The sequence below is a fragment of the Bacillus sp. FJAT-45066 genome, from assembly GCF_002335755.1.
In the GTDB taxonomy this organism is placed as follows: domain Bacteria; phylum Bacillota; class Bacilli; order Bacillales; family Bacillaceae_I; genus Bacillus_CD; species Bacillus_CD alkalisoli.
In genome coordinates this window covers 3,177,845-3,192,540 of sequence record NZ_NISQ01000001.1, presented here as the reverse complement: position 1 = coordinate 3,192,540, position 14,696 = coordinate 3,177,845, and the positions used below count along the sequence as shown (strand labels likewise).

Annotated in this window: 17 protein-coding genes; 2 read left to right on the top strand and 15 right to left on the bottom strand. The window is 38.6% G+C overall.

Translation table 11 applies throughout. The annotated features are described in order from the left end of the window. Positions 1-34 precede the first annotated feature (34 nt). Positions 35-742, top strand: a complete 708-nt coding sequence (gene rluF, locus CDZ92_RS16205) for a 23S rRNA pseudouridine(2604) synthase RluF (RefSeq protein WP_096156254.1) — start codon at positions 35-37, stop codon at positions 740-742. 145 nt (positions 743-887) lie between these two features. Continuing rightward, a complete protein-coding gene (locus CDZ92_RS16200) occupies positions 888-2,033 on the top strand; it encodes a C40 family peptidase (protein ID WP_096156253.1) in 1,146 nt (381 codons plus the stop codon). 525 nt (positions 2,034-2,558) lie between these two features. Here CDZ92_RS16200 and CDZ92_RS16195 read toward each other — a convergent pair. The 15 genes from CDZ92_RS16195 to CDZ92_RS16125 all read right to left on the bottom strand — a co-directional run bounded on the left by CDZ92_RS16195 (position 2,559) and on the right by CDZ92_RS16125 (position 14,423). Further along, on the bottom strand, positions 2,559-2,759 hold the full coding sequence (locus CDZ92_RS16195; protein ID WP_096156252.1) for a helix-turn-helix domain-containing protein: 201 nt from the start codon (positions 2,757-2,759) through the stop codon (positions 2,559-2,561). A gap of 380 nt (positions 2,760-3,139) precedes the next feature. Beyond that, positions 3,140-3,787, bottom strand: coding sequence for a deoxyribose-phosphate aldolase (gene deoC, locus CDZ92_RS16190; protein WP_096157036.1), 648 nt, complete (start codon positions 3,785-3,787; stop codon positions 3,140-3,142). 187 nt (positions 3,788-3,974) lie between these two features. Beyond that, the gene (locus CDZ92_RS16185) at positions 3,975-4,238 is read right to left on the bottom strand and encodes a EutN/CcmL family microcompartment protein (RefSeq protein ID WP_096156251.1); all 264 of its coding nucleotides are present in this window, start codon (positions 4,236-4,238) and stop codon (positions 3,975-3,977) included. Next, entirely contained in the window at positions 4,238-4,513 is a 276-nt protein-coding gene (locus tag CDZ92_RS16180; RefSeq protein WP_096156250.1) for a BMC domain-containing protein, read from the bottom strand. Before CDZ92_RS16180 ends, CDZ92_RS16185 begins: the two co-directional genes overlap by 1 nt. Before the next feature lies 1 nt (position 4,514). After that, positions 4,515-4,799 carry a EutN/CcmL family microcompartment protein gene (locus tag CDZ92_RS16175; RefSeq protein ID WP_096156249.1) on the bottom strand — a complete coding sequence of 95 codons (285 nt, stop codon included), beginning with the start codon at positions 4,797-4,799 and terminating at the stop codon, positions 4,515-4,517. A 15-nt stretch (positions 4,800-4,814) separates the two neighbouring features. Then, a complete protein-coding gene (locus tag CDZ92_RS16170; protein ID WP_096156248.1) occupies positions 4,815-5,270 on the bottom strand; it encodes an RpiB/LacA/LacB family sugar-phosphate isomerase in 456 nt (151 codons plus the stop codon). A 1-nt stretch (position 5,271) separates the two neighbouring features. Then, entirely contained in the window at positions 5,272-6,114 is an 843-nt protein-coding gene (gene tpiA / locus CDZ92_RS16165) for a triose-phosphate isomerase (RefSeq protein WP_227521415.1), read from the bottom strand. Between the two features lie 10 nt (positions 6,115-6,124). Beyond that, complete coding sequence (locus CDZ92_RS16160; protein WP_096157034.1) at positions 6,125-6,400, bottom strand: BMC domain-containing protein; 276 nt, start codon at positions 6,398-6,400, stop codon at positions 6,125-6,127. Positions 6,401-6,522: 122 nt separating this feature from the next. After that, a complete protein-coding gene (locus tag CDZ92_RS16155) occupies positions 6,523-7,956 on the bottom strand; it encodes an aldehyde dehydrogenase family protein (RefSeq protein WP_096156247.1) in 1,434 nt (477 codons plus the stop codon). Between the two features lie 3 nt (positions 7,957-7,959). Further along, positions 7,960-8,259, bottom strand: a complete 300-nt coding sequence (locus CDZ92_RS16150; protein ID WP_096156246.1) for a EutN/CcmL family microcompartment protein — start codon at positions 8,257-8,259, stop codon at positions 7,960-7,962. 17 nt (positions 8,260-8,276) lie between these two features. Continuing rightward, on the bottom strand, positions 8,277-9,014 hold the full coding sequence (locus tag CDZ92_RS16145; RefSeq protein WP_096156245.1) for a hypothetical protein: 738 nt from the start codon (positions 9,012-9,014) through the stop codon (positions 8,277-8,279). Continuing rightward, positions 8,986-9,666, bottom strand: a complete 681-nt coding sequence (pduL, locus tag CDZ92_RS16140) for a phosphate propanoyltransferase (RefSeq protein ID WP_096157033.1) — start codon at positions 9,664-9,666, stop codon at positions 8,986-8,988. Before pduL ends, CDZ92_RS16145 begins: the two co-directional genes overlap by 29 nt. Beyond that, the gene (locus CDZ92_RS16135) at positions 9,659-10,618 is read right to left on the bottom strand and encodes a sugar-binding transcriptional regulator (protein ID WP_096156244.1); all 960 of its coding nucleotides are present in this window, start codon (positions 10,616-10,618) and stop codon (positions 9,659-9,661) included. Before CDZ92_RS16135 ends, pduL begins: the two co-directional genes overlap by 8 nt. 293 nt (positions 10,619-10,911) lie before the next feature. After that, positions 10,912-11,547, bottom strand: a complete 636-nt coding sequence (locus tag CDZ92_RS16130; RefSeq protein ID WP_096156243.1) for a YczE/YyaS/YitT family protein — start codon at positions 11,545-11,547, stop codon at positions 10,912-10,914. Between the two features lie 821 nt (positions 11,548-12,368). Further along, positions 12,369-14,423, bottom strand: coding sequence for a catalase (locus CDZ92_RS16125; protein WP_096156242.1), 2,055 nt, complete (start codon positions 14,421-14,423; stop codon positions 12,369-12,371). Between the last annotated feature and the right edge of the window lie 273 nt (positions 14,424-14,696).

Below are 14,696 nucleotides of genomic sequence, written 5' to 3'. Positions count from 1 at the left end.
TTTAAAGAATCATTTTCATAAGGATGTGCAAAGTATGCGCTTAAATAAATTTATTAGTGAATCAGGTGTCGCATCTCGCCGTGGTGCAGACAGGCTAATTGAAGAGGGTAGAGTAAGAATCAACGGGAGAGTAGCCAAAGTTGGTGATCAAGTAAATCCTGGTGATGATATTCGAGTGAACGGTAATCAAATTAGAGTTGCCCGTGACAATGTCTATATTGCCTTAAATAAACCTGTTGGCATTACAAGTACGACAGAAAAGAATGTAAAAGGGAACATAGTTGACCTTGTTAATCATCCGTTGCGTATTTTTAATATTGGAAGATTGGACAAAGATTCCGAAGGGTTAATTTTAATGACAAATGATGGAGACATCGTAAATGAAATTTTACGGGTAGAAAATCAACATGAGAAAGAGTATATCGTTTCTGTAGACAAGCCAATAACGGACGAATTTGTAAAACGCATGTCCGAAGGAGTAAAGATATTAGGAACGAAAACGTTACCTTGTAAAGTTACTCCTCTATCTAAATACGACTTCAATATTGTTTTAACACAAGGACTTAATCGTCAAATCCGACGCATGTGCTCAGAGTTAGGGTACGAGGTGTACCGTTTGCAACGTGTGCGAATCATGAACATTCAATTAGGTAACTTACCAGTCGGCCAATGGCGTGACTTAACGAAGAAGGAAAAAAAGAAGCTGTTTGAAGAATTAAATTATGAACCGAAAGAATGGTAGGATTTTTTAGGGCTATGTATTCACATAGCTCTTTTTTATATGAAAAACAAAGAAAATATTTGTTTTAAAGGAATAATGTTGTATTTTTTTACATCTATTTCTATTAAACTTAAAAGATAGACAGTTTGAAGAAATAGGTGATTTTATGAGGAAAAAGTTATTATTCATTTTACTAGTTTTCACATTCCTTTTTACTACAAATAGTACTTTTGCAACAAATAGTATTACTGTGTCAAACTCACAACAGAAAATACCATTGTTTTCGTATAGTAAACTTATGCCTTTCTATAGCTCGGTTACAAACTCACCCTTCGCTCTTTTTGTAGCTCAACTGCCTGATGAGAAAAAAAGGTATGTGAACGGATGTGTGAAACCAAAACTAGAAAAAGGTCATGTAGTGAACGTTGCAGCAACCTCCCTATGGTTAGAACCTGGCGAAAATCGATCGTTAGATGAACCTTCTTTAACGACGCCTGTTGATTTAGAAAAATGGACGAAAAGCTTGAGTGTCGATCATAAGCTATGGCTCGTTGGAAAACTGGAAACACAAGCCTTGTACGGTCAAGAAGTAACCATTTTGCAAAGTAAAGGTGATTGGATTGAGGTTGCAGTACACGATCAATCAACACCTAAAAACGCAACTGGTTACCCAGGTTGGGTGCCAGCTTCCCATATTAGTGAAGTCGAGACTACCTACCCAAATTGTAAGCTAGCTATTGTAGACGCTAATACAACGACTTTGTATCATAATGCGAGTTTCTCTAACCCCTTTATGGACATTAGCTTCAATACGAGACTTCCAGTTGTGAAGGAGGGGGCAGATTGGATAAAAGTATATACCCCTGCAGATGAGTTTAAATATATGAGGAAAGAACATGTTTTAGTAGTAGATAATGAGAGTTCTATACCAAAGCCACAACCTGGCGATGTAGTAGAATCAGGAATGAAATTTTTAGGGTTACCTTATTTATGGGCTGGTACAACTGGCTATGGCTATGATTGCTCTGGTTTTACCCATTCTGTTTATAAACGACATGGCATCTATATACCGCGCGATGCGTCTGCTCAATTTAAGGCAGGGATAGCTGTTGCAAAAAGTGATCTACAACCTGGTGACCTACTCTTTTTCGCCTATGAAAATGGAAAGGGCAGCGTTCACCATGTTGGAATGTATATCGGAAATGGTCAAATGATCCATTCTCCTAATTCTAGTAAAAGCATCGAGATTGTTTCGTTTCAAACAGGAATATATGCGGCGGAATATGCTGGGGCCAGGAGGTATATTGATTGATCTTTGATGATGAAGTTCATTTTCTTCTTTTTTCTTAGTCAAAATGAACTTCATCGGCCTTATCAAGTTCACTTTCTTCTTTTTTCTTTGGCTAAATGAACTTCATCGACCTTATCAAGTTCACTTTCTCCTTTTTTATTAGTCAAAATGAACTTCATTCGCCTTTTGAAGTTCATTGGGGGCTAAATTTTCTCCGTAGTTGAACTTCATCGGACTTATGAAGTTCATTGGGAGCTAAATTTTCTCCGTAGTTGAACTTCATCGGACTTATGAAGTTCATTGGGAGCTGAAATTTCTCCTTAGTTGAACTTCATCGGCCTTATGAAGTTCATTGGGGGCTGAATTTTCTCCGTAGTTGAACTTCATCGGCCTTATGAAGTTCATCGAGGGCTGAAATTTTTCCGTAGTTGAACTTCATTAATAGAACGAAATTAACCTTTCCTTACAAAACAAAAAATGAACCCCATTTAAACAACTGAAGTTCATCCCCACTATTAAAAACATATAAAATTATTTAACTCTAAATTAGATCGACATATCGCCGATCTTAAACGACACTTTTAAAATATCTGATAGCTTATATAAAATAGAAACTTGCGTGTCTAACTTTCCCTCTTCAATTTCCACAATCGTTTCTTCGGTAACTCCGACTAATGCTGCTAATTTTTCTATATCAATATTTTGTCTTTCTCTTGCATATTTTAATTGGTGGCCGATATATTCCATGTTTTACACCCCTTTGTTATGTAAGCGATTACAATTAATATTATTATAATAAAATTTTTAGAATTTTTCAATAGTACAGAATAAAAGAAAAGCAAGGTTAAAGTTGAATGGCTCTTGAGAGAACTCTCTTTCACTTTTACCTTGCCTTAAAATAAGACTCTATTTAATATCGCTGTTGATTTCCGCGCAAGTCTTTGCTTTCCACGGGCGGCCTGGGATGGTTATTTTCACTAGCGTGAAAAAACCTACTCCTTGGCTTCGCCTGTGGGGTCTCCCGTCTCCCGCTTCTCCCACAGGAACCTCCGACTTGCACTACAATCAACAGCTAGATACCTATCAAAATCAATATTATTCTTTGGCACATCTAAAATTAATAGAATTTAGTACCCTGTACCTTTACCGCCTGTTACGATTGCGATACCGGAGCTAGCGCCAATTCTCGTTGCTCCAGCTTGTACCATTTTTCTAGCAGTATCTAAATCTCTTACACATGCAGAAGCTTTCACACCGATGTCTGGTCCTACTGCTTCTCTCATTAGCTTGATATCTTCTGGTGTTGCACATCCTGGTCCGAAACCTGTTGATGTTTTAACAAAGTCTGCTCCGGCCATTTTCGCTAAAATACAAGCTTTTTTCTTTTCTTCTGTCTCTAAGTAGCCTGTTTCGATAATAACCTTTACTGGTGCATGACCTTTAGCTGCTAATACAACTGCTTCGATGTCTTTTTTCACTGTTTCAAAGTCTCCAGATTTAAGAGCACCGATGTTCATTACCATATCGATTTCTGTAGCTCCACTAGCAATTGCATCGCGAGTTTCTGCTACTTTCACGTATGAGTTTGTTGCACCTAATGGGAAACCAACAACTGTTGTAATTCCAACATTAGTACCTTTTAATTCTTTCGCAGCTGTAGATACCCAGTAAGGGTTCACACATACCGTTGCAAAGTTGTATTCTTTTGCTTCTTCACAAAGCTTCACAATTTGCTCATGAGTACTATCTGGCTTTAATAATGTGTGATCAATCATTCTTGCGATAGATGGACCTGTAATAATGCTAGAGAATGCTGCGTTTGATGTAGGTGCGGCATTCGATGTCGCTTGAGCTGGAGTTGTGTTGCTTAGCTCTTGTTTATTTGTAAGTTGTTCCATAATTTTATTCGTAATTTGTTCGACTAGCGCATCCATTTGCGTTTGCATCCAATTTCACCTCTTCTTAATGTAATCGATCAACGATTCCAGCAATGACTGCATCAAAAGAACCGTCTGGATCTTCTAAGATGTCTCTTGCTGCTCCACCTTCTTCTAATACTAAAACATAATCGCCAATTCCAGCGTGAAAGCGATCGAATGCTATTAACGCATCTCCACATTTATTTCCATCTGTATCGACTGGAACGACTACCATAAGCTTTTTATTTTGATGGCTCGGTGTTTTAATCGTCGAAACGACATTTCCAACAACCTTCGCGAGTTTCATTATTTTGCTTGAGGAAGAATTTTTTCGATATCTTGGTGTGGTCTAGGAATTACGTGTACTCCTAAAAATTCACCAACGCGTTGTGCTGCATCTGCACCAGCTTCAGTAGCAGCTTTAACTGCACCTACATCACCGCGTACCATTACTGTAATTAAACCGCCGCCAACTTGAACTTTACCAACTAAAGAAACATTTGCTGCTTTCATCATTGCGTCTGCTGCTTCAATAGCACCTACTAAACCTTTAGTTTCGATCATTCCTAATGCGTTACTCATTTTATATTTCCTCCATTCGTTTTACGTTGTAATATTCGATGATTCCGAGTATCCCAGCATCTGATGGGACAAGGTCTTTCTTTAAGGGGATGGAAGACTCGTTACTTTTTGCCAAGTAAACTAAGTCACCAACGCCAGCTTGCTTTATCGTATCAATTGCCACAATCGGTTTGCCCTTATCCTGTAATTGTTCGTCTACTGGTTGAACAATAAGCAGTTTTAATCCCTTTAAATTCTCATCTTTATGTGTACAAAACATGTTTCCGATGACTCTTGCTACGAACATTTATAAAACCTGCTTTCAACGCTTAATAAAACGGCTTTCAATTTCCATAATTTTCGTAACACGGCGATCGTGACGACCACCTGCGTAATCTGTTTCTAACCATGTTTTTACGAGTTGTTTTGCTAAACCTTCACCGATAAACTGTCCACCGATAGATAGTACGTTAGCGTTGTTATGTTCACGGCTATTAATGGTAGAAGATAAATCCCAACAAACTGCTGCGCGAACGCCTGGAATTTTATTTAAAACCATACCACTACCAACACCAACACCATCAATCATAACTCCAACATAATCAGGGTTCGTTGCTACACACTCCCCAACTAGGAATGCAATGTCTGGATAGTCGACTGCATTTTTATCTTTACAGCCAAAATCAAGGTATTCATAGCCTAGCTCCGTTAAGTGCTTCTTTAACGTTTCTTTTAATTCGTATCCACCATGGTCGCTACCAATCGCTATTTTTTTCATCTCAGTTATCTCCTTTGGCAAATACGTGAATAATTGGTTCAAATGTCTGAACCTTCAAGCTAGCTCCACCAACGAGTACACCGTCTATATCTGATTGGCTAGCATATTCTTTTGCGTTTGATTCGTTTACAGAACCTCCGTAAAGGATAGAGATAGATTCTGCCGTCGAACCAACAACTTCTTGTAAAACAGCACGGATATATTTGTGTGTTGCTTGCGCTTGTTCTGCTGTTGCGGATTGTCCTGTTCCAATTGCCCAAACAGGCTCGTAAGCTACCAAAAAGTTACTAGATTGTATATCTTGTAGTGCGCCTAAAATTTGTTTCGTTAAAACTCGCTCTGTTTGGCCATTGTTTTTCTCTTCTAGCGTTTCACCGATACAAATGATTGGTGTTAGATTAGATCCAATGGCTTGCTGCACTTTTTTGTTCACAAGAGCATCACATTCGTTCGAATATTGTCTTCGTTCGGAATGTCCGATAATAACGAATTCACACCCGATATCATTCAACATTTCTGCTGATGTTTCGCCAGTAAATGCCCCACTATCCTTCTGGTGGACGTTTTGAGCGCCAACTTTAACTGATAAACCTTGTTGTTCTAATAAAAGTCGAACCTGGTATAACAATTGCGTTGGAGGACAAATAACAACGGATGTTCCTTCGATACTACTCATCTCTTGCACAAATGATGCTGCTTCTGAGAGTGTTTTATTCATTTTCCAGTTTGCCACCACATATGTTTGGCGACCTGTTATCCCTTTAGTTGGTTGCTGCCGGTATACCTCTTGAATGGCATCTTTTACTAGACTTTTAATGTAAGATTGAATGGCTTGATCCATCATTCTTTACCGATTATGCTTTCGGTAAAATTCCGTCAACCTCAATGTTTGGACGTGGAATCACGTGTACAGATACTAAGTTACCAACACGTGCTGCTGCGTCTGCTCCAGCTTCTGTTGCTGCTTTAACTGCGCCAACATCACCGCGTACCATTACTGTTACAAGGCCCCCACCTATTTGGTCTTTCCCAACTAATGTTACGTTTGCTGCTTTTACCATTGCATCTGCCGCTTCGATTGCACCGATTAAACCTTTAGTTTCGATCATTCCTAATGCTTCTTGACTCATTGTATTTCCTCCTGTTTCGCTTTTGCGATTAGTTTTTTTGGTTTTTTTTTCTACAATACTTGTTATTTCTTTTACATTTTTTTGCTTATCTTCTTTGGATTTTGCCAAGAGAAATCAGCCCTTTATATTATTCTAAAACTATCTACTAAAACGCAGCGTCTTTGACGTGTGAACGTTTTTGCACTTGTTAATCCTTCACCTGTAGGGCCAGCAATTGTAAGTGTTGTGAATCCTTCACTTTCAAATCCTAATCCTGATACAGATGGACCGTTTTTCACGAAAATAGTTGCTTGAATTTCTTTCGCCATTTTCGTTAAATTCGTTACATTTTGCGAGTGCATAATGGCTGTATGGCGATTTCCTTTTTCTGCAATAACAGCTAGTTCAATTGCTTTGTCTACATCTGGCACTCTAACGATTGGTAAAATTGGCATTAACATTTCTGTTACAACTAACGGATGATCTTCTTTTGTTTCTGTAATTAATAGCTTTACATCAGGAGAAGCTTGAATGCCAGCCGCTTGTAAAATAACGCTCGCATCTTTTCCAACAAAGTCTTTGTTTGGATAAAATTTGCCGTTATTGTTTACTAGTACTTTCGCTAACACTTTCTCCAGTTGGAAGCCTTTAAGTTCGAAGGCACCGTTTTTCACCATTTCACTCTTAAGCGCATTTGCTACTTTTTCTACAACAAATACTTCTTTCTCCGCTGTACATAACACGTTGTTATCAAAGCTTGCACCTGTTACGATGTCGCTTGCCGCTTTTGAGATAATTGCTGTTTCATCTACAACAACTGGTGGGTTACCAGGACCTGCTGCAATCACTTTTTTCCCTGCTGCCATCGCTGCTTTTACAACGATTCCTCCACCTGTAACAACTAATGCGTTAATTCCGGGATGCTTCATTACTTCATTAGAAGTTTCAATGTTAGGGTTCGCTACAGACGTTAATGTGTTTTCAGGACCACCCGCAGCAACAATTGCTTCGTTTAAAAGTTGAATCGTTTTAATCGAAACTTGCTTCGCGCTTGGGTGTGGATTGTAAACAACTACATTTCCAGCTGCTACTAGAGAAATAGAGTTATTGATTACCGTTGCAGCTGGGTTTGTTGTTGGAGTAATAGAACCGAATACTCCGATTGGTGCGTACTCTACAAGCGTTAAACCGTTATCGCCTGAGTATGTTGTGCTAACGATATCCTCCACACCTGGTGTTTTGTTTGCGGCAAGTAAGTTTTTTGCAACTTTATGTTGCACTCTACCTAAACCAGTTTCTTGGACAGCTAAGTTTGCTAGTTCTTCCGCATGTGCACGGCTAACTTCACGCATTTTTTCTACCATTGCAGTTCTAGTCGCTAAAGGTAGGACGCGGAGCTTTTCCCAGGCAACTTTTGCTGCTGCTACCGCTTCGTCAACTGTTGCAAACACACCGTTTTCTAAACGGATGTTGCTAGTTGTTGGCTGCGCTATAGCTGTTGCACTATCACTATTACCGCCTAGTTGCTGTAACACTTGTTCTACCATTTTTTTAATATCTGTTTCGTTTATTTGCACGTTTTAGTCCCCTCCTTTTTTAAAGGTTGTTGACCCTTTTATCTCTATTTGGTCGACGATCCCAACGATAGCGGAATCAACCGGTGTGCCGTTTGTAATTTCTGTTTGTCTTGCCGAACTTCCGCCAACAACAAGTACTACTTCTCCAACACCTGAGCCAACCGTGTCGATCGTTACTACTGGCTTGCCATCTTCTTCTAGCGTTTCCATATCAAGTGGAACCACGATAAGCATTTTCTTTCCTTTTAACTTCTCTGCTTTTGTTGTGGAAACAATGGATCCTACTACTTTTCCTATGATCATTCTAGTTAGTCTCCTTTCTAGGAGTCTGTTTTCTTCTGGATTTTCACGTTAAGTTCTCTTGCTAAATCTTTTGCAGATGGTGTCACTCTACTATTAGCTGGTAGATTAATTGTTTCTAGTCCATCTCGCATCGCCTTTTCAATATGTTTCGACAAGAGTAAAGGCGCTTTCTCATCGTATGAAGTGATTTGAGTGTCCACTGTCTTCACGATATCCTTGAGCGATACCCACTTCACTTCGTCCTTTTGAATCTGACGAATGTAACCTTGTATTCTTTCTTGCACGGAATGTGGCGAAAATATTTGTTCGTACACATTCAGCTCCACATCATCATTTGCAATTACAACTGGTTTACCTTGTAATTGGTATTGAATCGCTAGCCAAATAGCTTGGTCATCATCCATTGTTAAGGCAAGTTTTGATAACAGGTGGAAAGATGCAACTGGAATAACAAGTAACTTCGTTTTTTCTAATACTTCATTTAATTGTGTAAAGCTTGTCTCATTATTTAGGAGGATTGTATTAGCAGCCCATTTTTCTTGTGAGGCTTGCCAATTCTCTGAGACTAGTATTGTTACATCATACTTATCAGCAAGAGTAGAAACCGCTTCCATTATTCCTTCTGAATAGGAAGATGGATGGTTTAGTAGAATCGCAATGGAATGTGTATCTACTTCTTCCACTTGTTCACTTAGATATGCTTTGACAACTTGCAAGACGAGTGATTTAACTCGTTCCTTTACAGCCGCATCCACTATCTTCACTCCCATCTTCTATCGCAACGATTTCCCCGAGCTGCCCGTTTTTCATGTTGGCAGCGTTCGCTTCATCTAAGTCGATATGCATTTCTAACTTATACCTTTCGGAAACGCGAATGAGTACATTGGAGAAAATGACTCCACGCTCTCCTTTTACTTTTACTTGAACTAGGTCGCCATCCTTTAACTGAAACCTTTGGGCATCTGATGTGTGCATATGTATATGTCTCGCTGCACAGATCAAGCCTTCTTGGATTGTTACTTGCCCTCGAGGACCTTGGATGGTAATAGCGGCTGATCCTTTTATATCTCCAGAGTTTCGTATCGGCGGCTTTACCCCAAGAGTAAACCCGTCGAATAAAGAGATTTCTACTTGTGTCGCACCTCTCGCTGGACCTAACACTCGGACATTCGGAATTTTTCCTTTCGGCCCGATGAGTGTGACGGTTTCTTTTGCGGCAAACTGGTTTGGCTGGGACAAGTCTTTTTGTTTGTTTAGCTTATAGCCTCTACCAAAAAGTCGTTCCACATGTTCAGGTGAAAGGTGGATATGTCGATTAGATGCTGCAATCGGTACTTCTTTTGCTGTTGTTTTTAACGAACTTTCTACAACTTGTCTCACTAACTGCTTAATAATCTCTTTATCTATTATCCTCACCTCCTACATCTAATAATGCGCGGGCTGTATATTGGTCCGTAATGAGAACATTTGCGTAACCACCTGTTATAGCACCAATGATACCTTCTACCTTGTTGTTCCCACCTGCTACAAGGATGCTTTGTTCGATATTGGCTAAGTCTTGAAGCTCAATGCCGATTGTTCTTTCATTTAAAGATTCATTTGTGATTTTTCCAGTTATATCAAAAAATCTGGAACAAATATCGCCGACTGTTTTGTTCTCGTCTAATGTTTGAAGGTCCGTGTCTAAAAAGTAACCAGCTTTCATTAAGGTAGACTGTTTACCAGGTTCTCCAACTGTGTACATGGCAATGTTGGCCTTTTTTCCTAATTCCAACACTTTCTTTATATGTCGATCTGCAATAATTGCTTGTTTAACGACGATATGGTCAACAACTGCAGGCAATGGTAGAAAATGTGGTGCTGTATGAAACGCACTCGAAATGCCGTTAATTATTTCAGATGCGTATGTATTGTGTTCCGAGTAACTAACTCCACCGTTCAGCTGGACGACTGTCACATCTTTCACATTTTTCGGTTGCATGTTTTTGACCACTTGGTAAAGCGTTGTTCCCCATGTTAAACCGATTGTGTCGCCATTTTGTACAATTTCATATAAGTAGTTCGCAGCTGCTTCTCCAAGCTTTTCTTTAATCGATTCATCTTCATATTTCGGAATCGGGGCAATGACGCATGCTTTTAATCCGTACATTTCTTGGACACGAGCAGCTAGTTGCTGAACATCTTCGGTTGGGTCAATAATTTTTATATGAACGATACCGTCTTGTTTTGCTTGTAAAAGAAGGCGCGATACAGTCGGACGAGAAATGCCTAACTTTTTTGCGATTTCTTGTTGGCTGTAATGTAATTGATAGTACATTTTAGCAACTTCTACTAAGCGTGAAATTTTCTCATCGACCATTGGGTTCACCTAACTTTTAAATTATGGAAAATGAGCACTTTGCATTTTTTCATCATTTTCCCTAGTTTCATCTATTAAAACGTGTTTTATTGTTAATTTTGTTTGTTGGTTGTGAAATTTTGCTCACCCATCGTGAACATATGTTAATTTAATTATATATTACATAAAAATTCTGTCAACATACGTAACTTAAAAAATTTAGAATATTTTATTTTGTAAGCGGTGTCTGTTTTGGGAGAGAGAGGTAACTGCGTTAGGCAGTAAAAAACCCTTCGTTTCTTAACGAAGGGTTTTTAAATAGCTAGTTTTTTAGTTTGACTTCTATATAGAAGAAATTGTAATAGTGTTTTACATTGTGGTAAAGAAAAGCCAACGATAGGACCTATTAATAGAGCGATAACAACCGTTCCCATTCCAACCGGGCCACCCATTAACCAACCAAACAAGAGTACAGAAAGTTCCATTCCATTACGAACCCATTGTACTTTCCAACCTGTTTTTTCTACAATTAAAATCATTAGGCCATCACGAGGACCAGCCCCAAGTTCCGCTGACACGTAAATTCCTATTCCATAGCCAATAATAATAACACCTATTAATAAGTAAAATGCTGCTCCTATTAAACTATGAGCATTTGGCAAAATCCAAAGGAAAAAATCAATGAAAAAGCCAATTAGCAACATGTTAAGAAATGCACCTATTTTAGGCATCTGTTTTGTAAAGAGAACAGTAATAAGTAGGAGCAGGAAACCGATAATAATAATCCAAGTACCTATTGTGAGGCCAAATTGCAGGGTTAAGCCGTAATGGAATACATCCCACGGACCAATTCCTAGCAACTTTCCTTTTATTGTCATTGCTACGCCAAGTGCTAGCATTATTAATCCTATAGTAAAAAAAGACCAGCGCAGGATCCATTCTTTTCGCATAAGTGCCCCTCTAATCTTCTCAAAATTTTTATACCTATACCACTATACCACATCAAATTGCAATAAAATGCATAAAATAATTACTAATTAATGTAAAACGCCAGTCTAAAGTACAGTATTTCTACTGTAAATTAAGCTGGCATTAAAGTAGTTTCCAGCCTCAGGTGACTATAAAGTTTATAACACAGAGCTGTCTCCTTTTTCGGATAAAATCATGCTTTACTTTGTAGAAACTTGTTTAGGAATGTTTTGTTTTACGATGCTTAGCCAAGCACAAAGTTCATGCTTGCGTTCCGATATTATTGCATAACTGTCAAAAATATCACAGAAATGCGCGTTTATTATGGGGAGGGATTATTATTGTCCATTCAGAAAAAATGGCTAGAACAGCCACCACAAGTAGTGGATAGAAGGTTAAAACCTTAACAAGATTGTCATTTGGTATCGTGAGTAGTAAAAACCATATTAATAATAAAGATGTTTTTGTTAAAATTGAATGCTCGTGTTAATTTGTGTTTCAATCCTTATGATTTGTGTTTCAATTTGATTAGTGTGTGTTTCAATTTGCTGCATTTGTGTTTCAATTTTCCTTGTGAACCAAATTTAACTATCCCTGTGTTTCAATTTCAAAAATTTGTGTTTCCATCTTAAGCATTTCTGTTTCAATCTTCCAAATTTGTGTTTCAATCCATCTTAATGAACAAAAACGCAAGGCACCTGGAGCTTGACGTAGCCTATTCTAAATTTACAAGTTCTCTAATGATAATTTCCTAAACCAAAACAAAACAGAGAGGTTATATCCTCTCTGTTAACAAGTCAAATTAACATATTTCTCGATCCCAATGACGATGGTCGGCAATGGCTTGAATAAACTTCGTTGCAAAATCGTTCGTGTCCTCGTTGTAAGGAACAACCCCTGGACATTTTTGAATATTTTCCACATGGAGTAACTCTTTTGTATCCTTACTTAAGCCAATTGGCTTGTAATGAGAAAATGCCTCCTGAACGAAATAAGAAACTTGCTTATCTAACTCTTTCTTTTCCTTGTTACTACTTACTGCATAAACCGCATCAAATAATACAGAGTCCGCAGTGAGGAATGTATGATCTGCCTCCAGCTCCGTACCGTCTTCCCCTTTTAGCACACCTAACTTTTCACTTACAATCTCCGGCTTTATTCCTGCATTTTTCAAGGATTCTAATACTTCATTAACCTCTGTTCCATAAAAATCACTACCAATAAGCACTGCTACTTTACGAGTATCTGGCTTTTTCTTTGTATTCAGTTGAGATAAGGTAGGAGAAGATTTTTTCACACTGCTTTCTTTTCCTTGCGGTGGGTTTGCACCAATTGCTTTTGCGAAAGCTGTTGCCATCTCTATACTAACATTGCCGAACATATCTACTACCTGTTGTTGGACATCTTTACTTTTCACCTTACCAAGTTCAAAGCTGAACGCCTTAATGATATGCTCTTTTTCCACTTCACTCATACTGTTCCAGAATAAAGTCGCTTGAGAAAAATGATCTTTAAAACTTTCACTTCGTTTTCGTACTTTGTAGCCATCCACTTTTTCCTGGTAATGTGTATATCCTCCCTCTGCTTCACTCGCTGGTTCCGGCGTATTAGAAGCTAAAGAGTTTTTATGGTAACTTACCTGGCCTTTATTAATCGTTTGACGACCAAAGCCATCTCGTTGATTGTTATGGAATGGACACACAGGGCGGTTTATTGGCAGTTCATGAAAATTCGGTCCGCCAAGACGTAGTAATTGCGTATCTGTATAGGAAAACAATCTACCTTGTAGCAATGGGTCATTTGTAAAATCAATTCCTGGTACAACATGTCCGGGATGAAAGGCTACCTGTTCTGTTTCTGCAAATACGTTATCCACATTTCGATTAAGTGTCATTTTCCCGATTATTTTCACCGGAATATCTTCTTCTGGCCACAGTTTTGTCGGATCCAGAATATCAAAGTCAAATTCAAACTCGTCTTCTTCTCGTAGTAGTTGTACGCCTAATTCATACTCTGGATAGTCGCCATTCTCTATCGCTTCCCATAGATCTCGGCGGTGGAAATCAGGATCTTTTCCATTAATCTTCTGTGCTTCATCCCAAACTACAGAATGCGTACCTAGCACTGGTTTCCAATGGAATTTAACAAAATGAGCCTTTCCTTCCTCATTTACAAAGCGAAATGTATGTACACCGAATCCTTCCATCATCCTATAACTTCTAGGTAGGGAACGGTCAGACATTTTCCACATAATCATATGGGCAGTTTCTTGGTTATTAGCTGCAAAATCCCAAAATGTATCATGCGCGGACGCAGCTTGTGGCATTTCATTATGTGGTTCTGGTTTTAATGAATGAACTAAGTCTGGAAACTTCATCGCATCTTGAATGAAAAATACCGGAATGTTATTCCCAACTAAATCATAGTTACCTTCTTCTGTGTAAAACTTCGTAGCAAATCCACGAGCATCCCTCGCTAATTCCCCTGATCCACGAGAACCGACAACCGTTGAAAAGCGCACAAAAACAGGTGTTTTTTTAGAAGGATCCTGTAAGAAACCTGCTTTTGTATATTCTTTCATAGACTCGTAAACTTCAAATTCTCCGTGCGCAGCGAAACCACGCGCATGAACAATACGCTCAGGAATGCGCTCATGATCAAAATGCGTCATCTTTTCACGAAAGTGAAAGTCCTCCATAATTGTCGGACCACGCTCACCAGCTTTTAAGGAAAATTCATCTTCTGAAACTTTTAATCCTTGATTGGTCGTTAGTTTCTTCCCACTATCATCTACTGTAAACTTGTCCAATTGTTCCTTTTTGCTGTTACTTCCATTCCCATAACGCTCATCTGCCATTCACTCTTTCCTCCCTTTATCTAGTTTAGATTTGTTTAGTTACTTCATTCCCGTTATGCGTTAGAGCAAACATCTTTTACAAATTTGTTTTAGCCTGACCACACTTTTAAAAAGATGTTAGAAGATAAAAAAAGAAACGTACCCATTCTAAAACAGGTCCGTTTCTTCTTATGCTACTTCATACCCCTTATCAAGTTCACTTTCTTCTTTTTTCCTCTTCAAAATGAACTTCATCTACACACTGAACAAATATTCATCAAACAACAAAGAAAA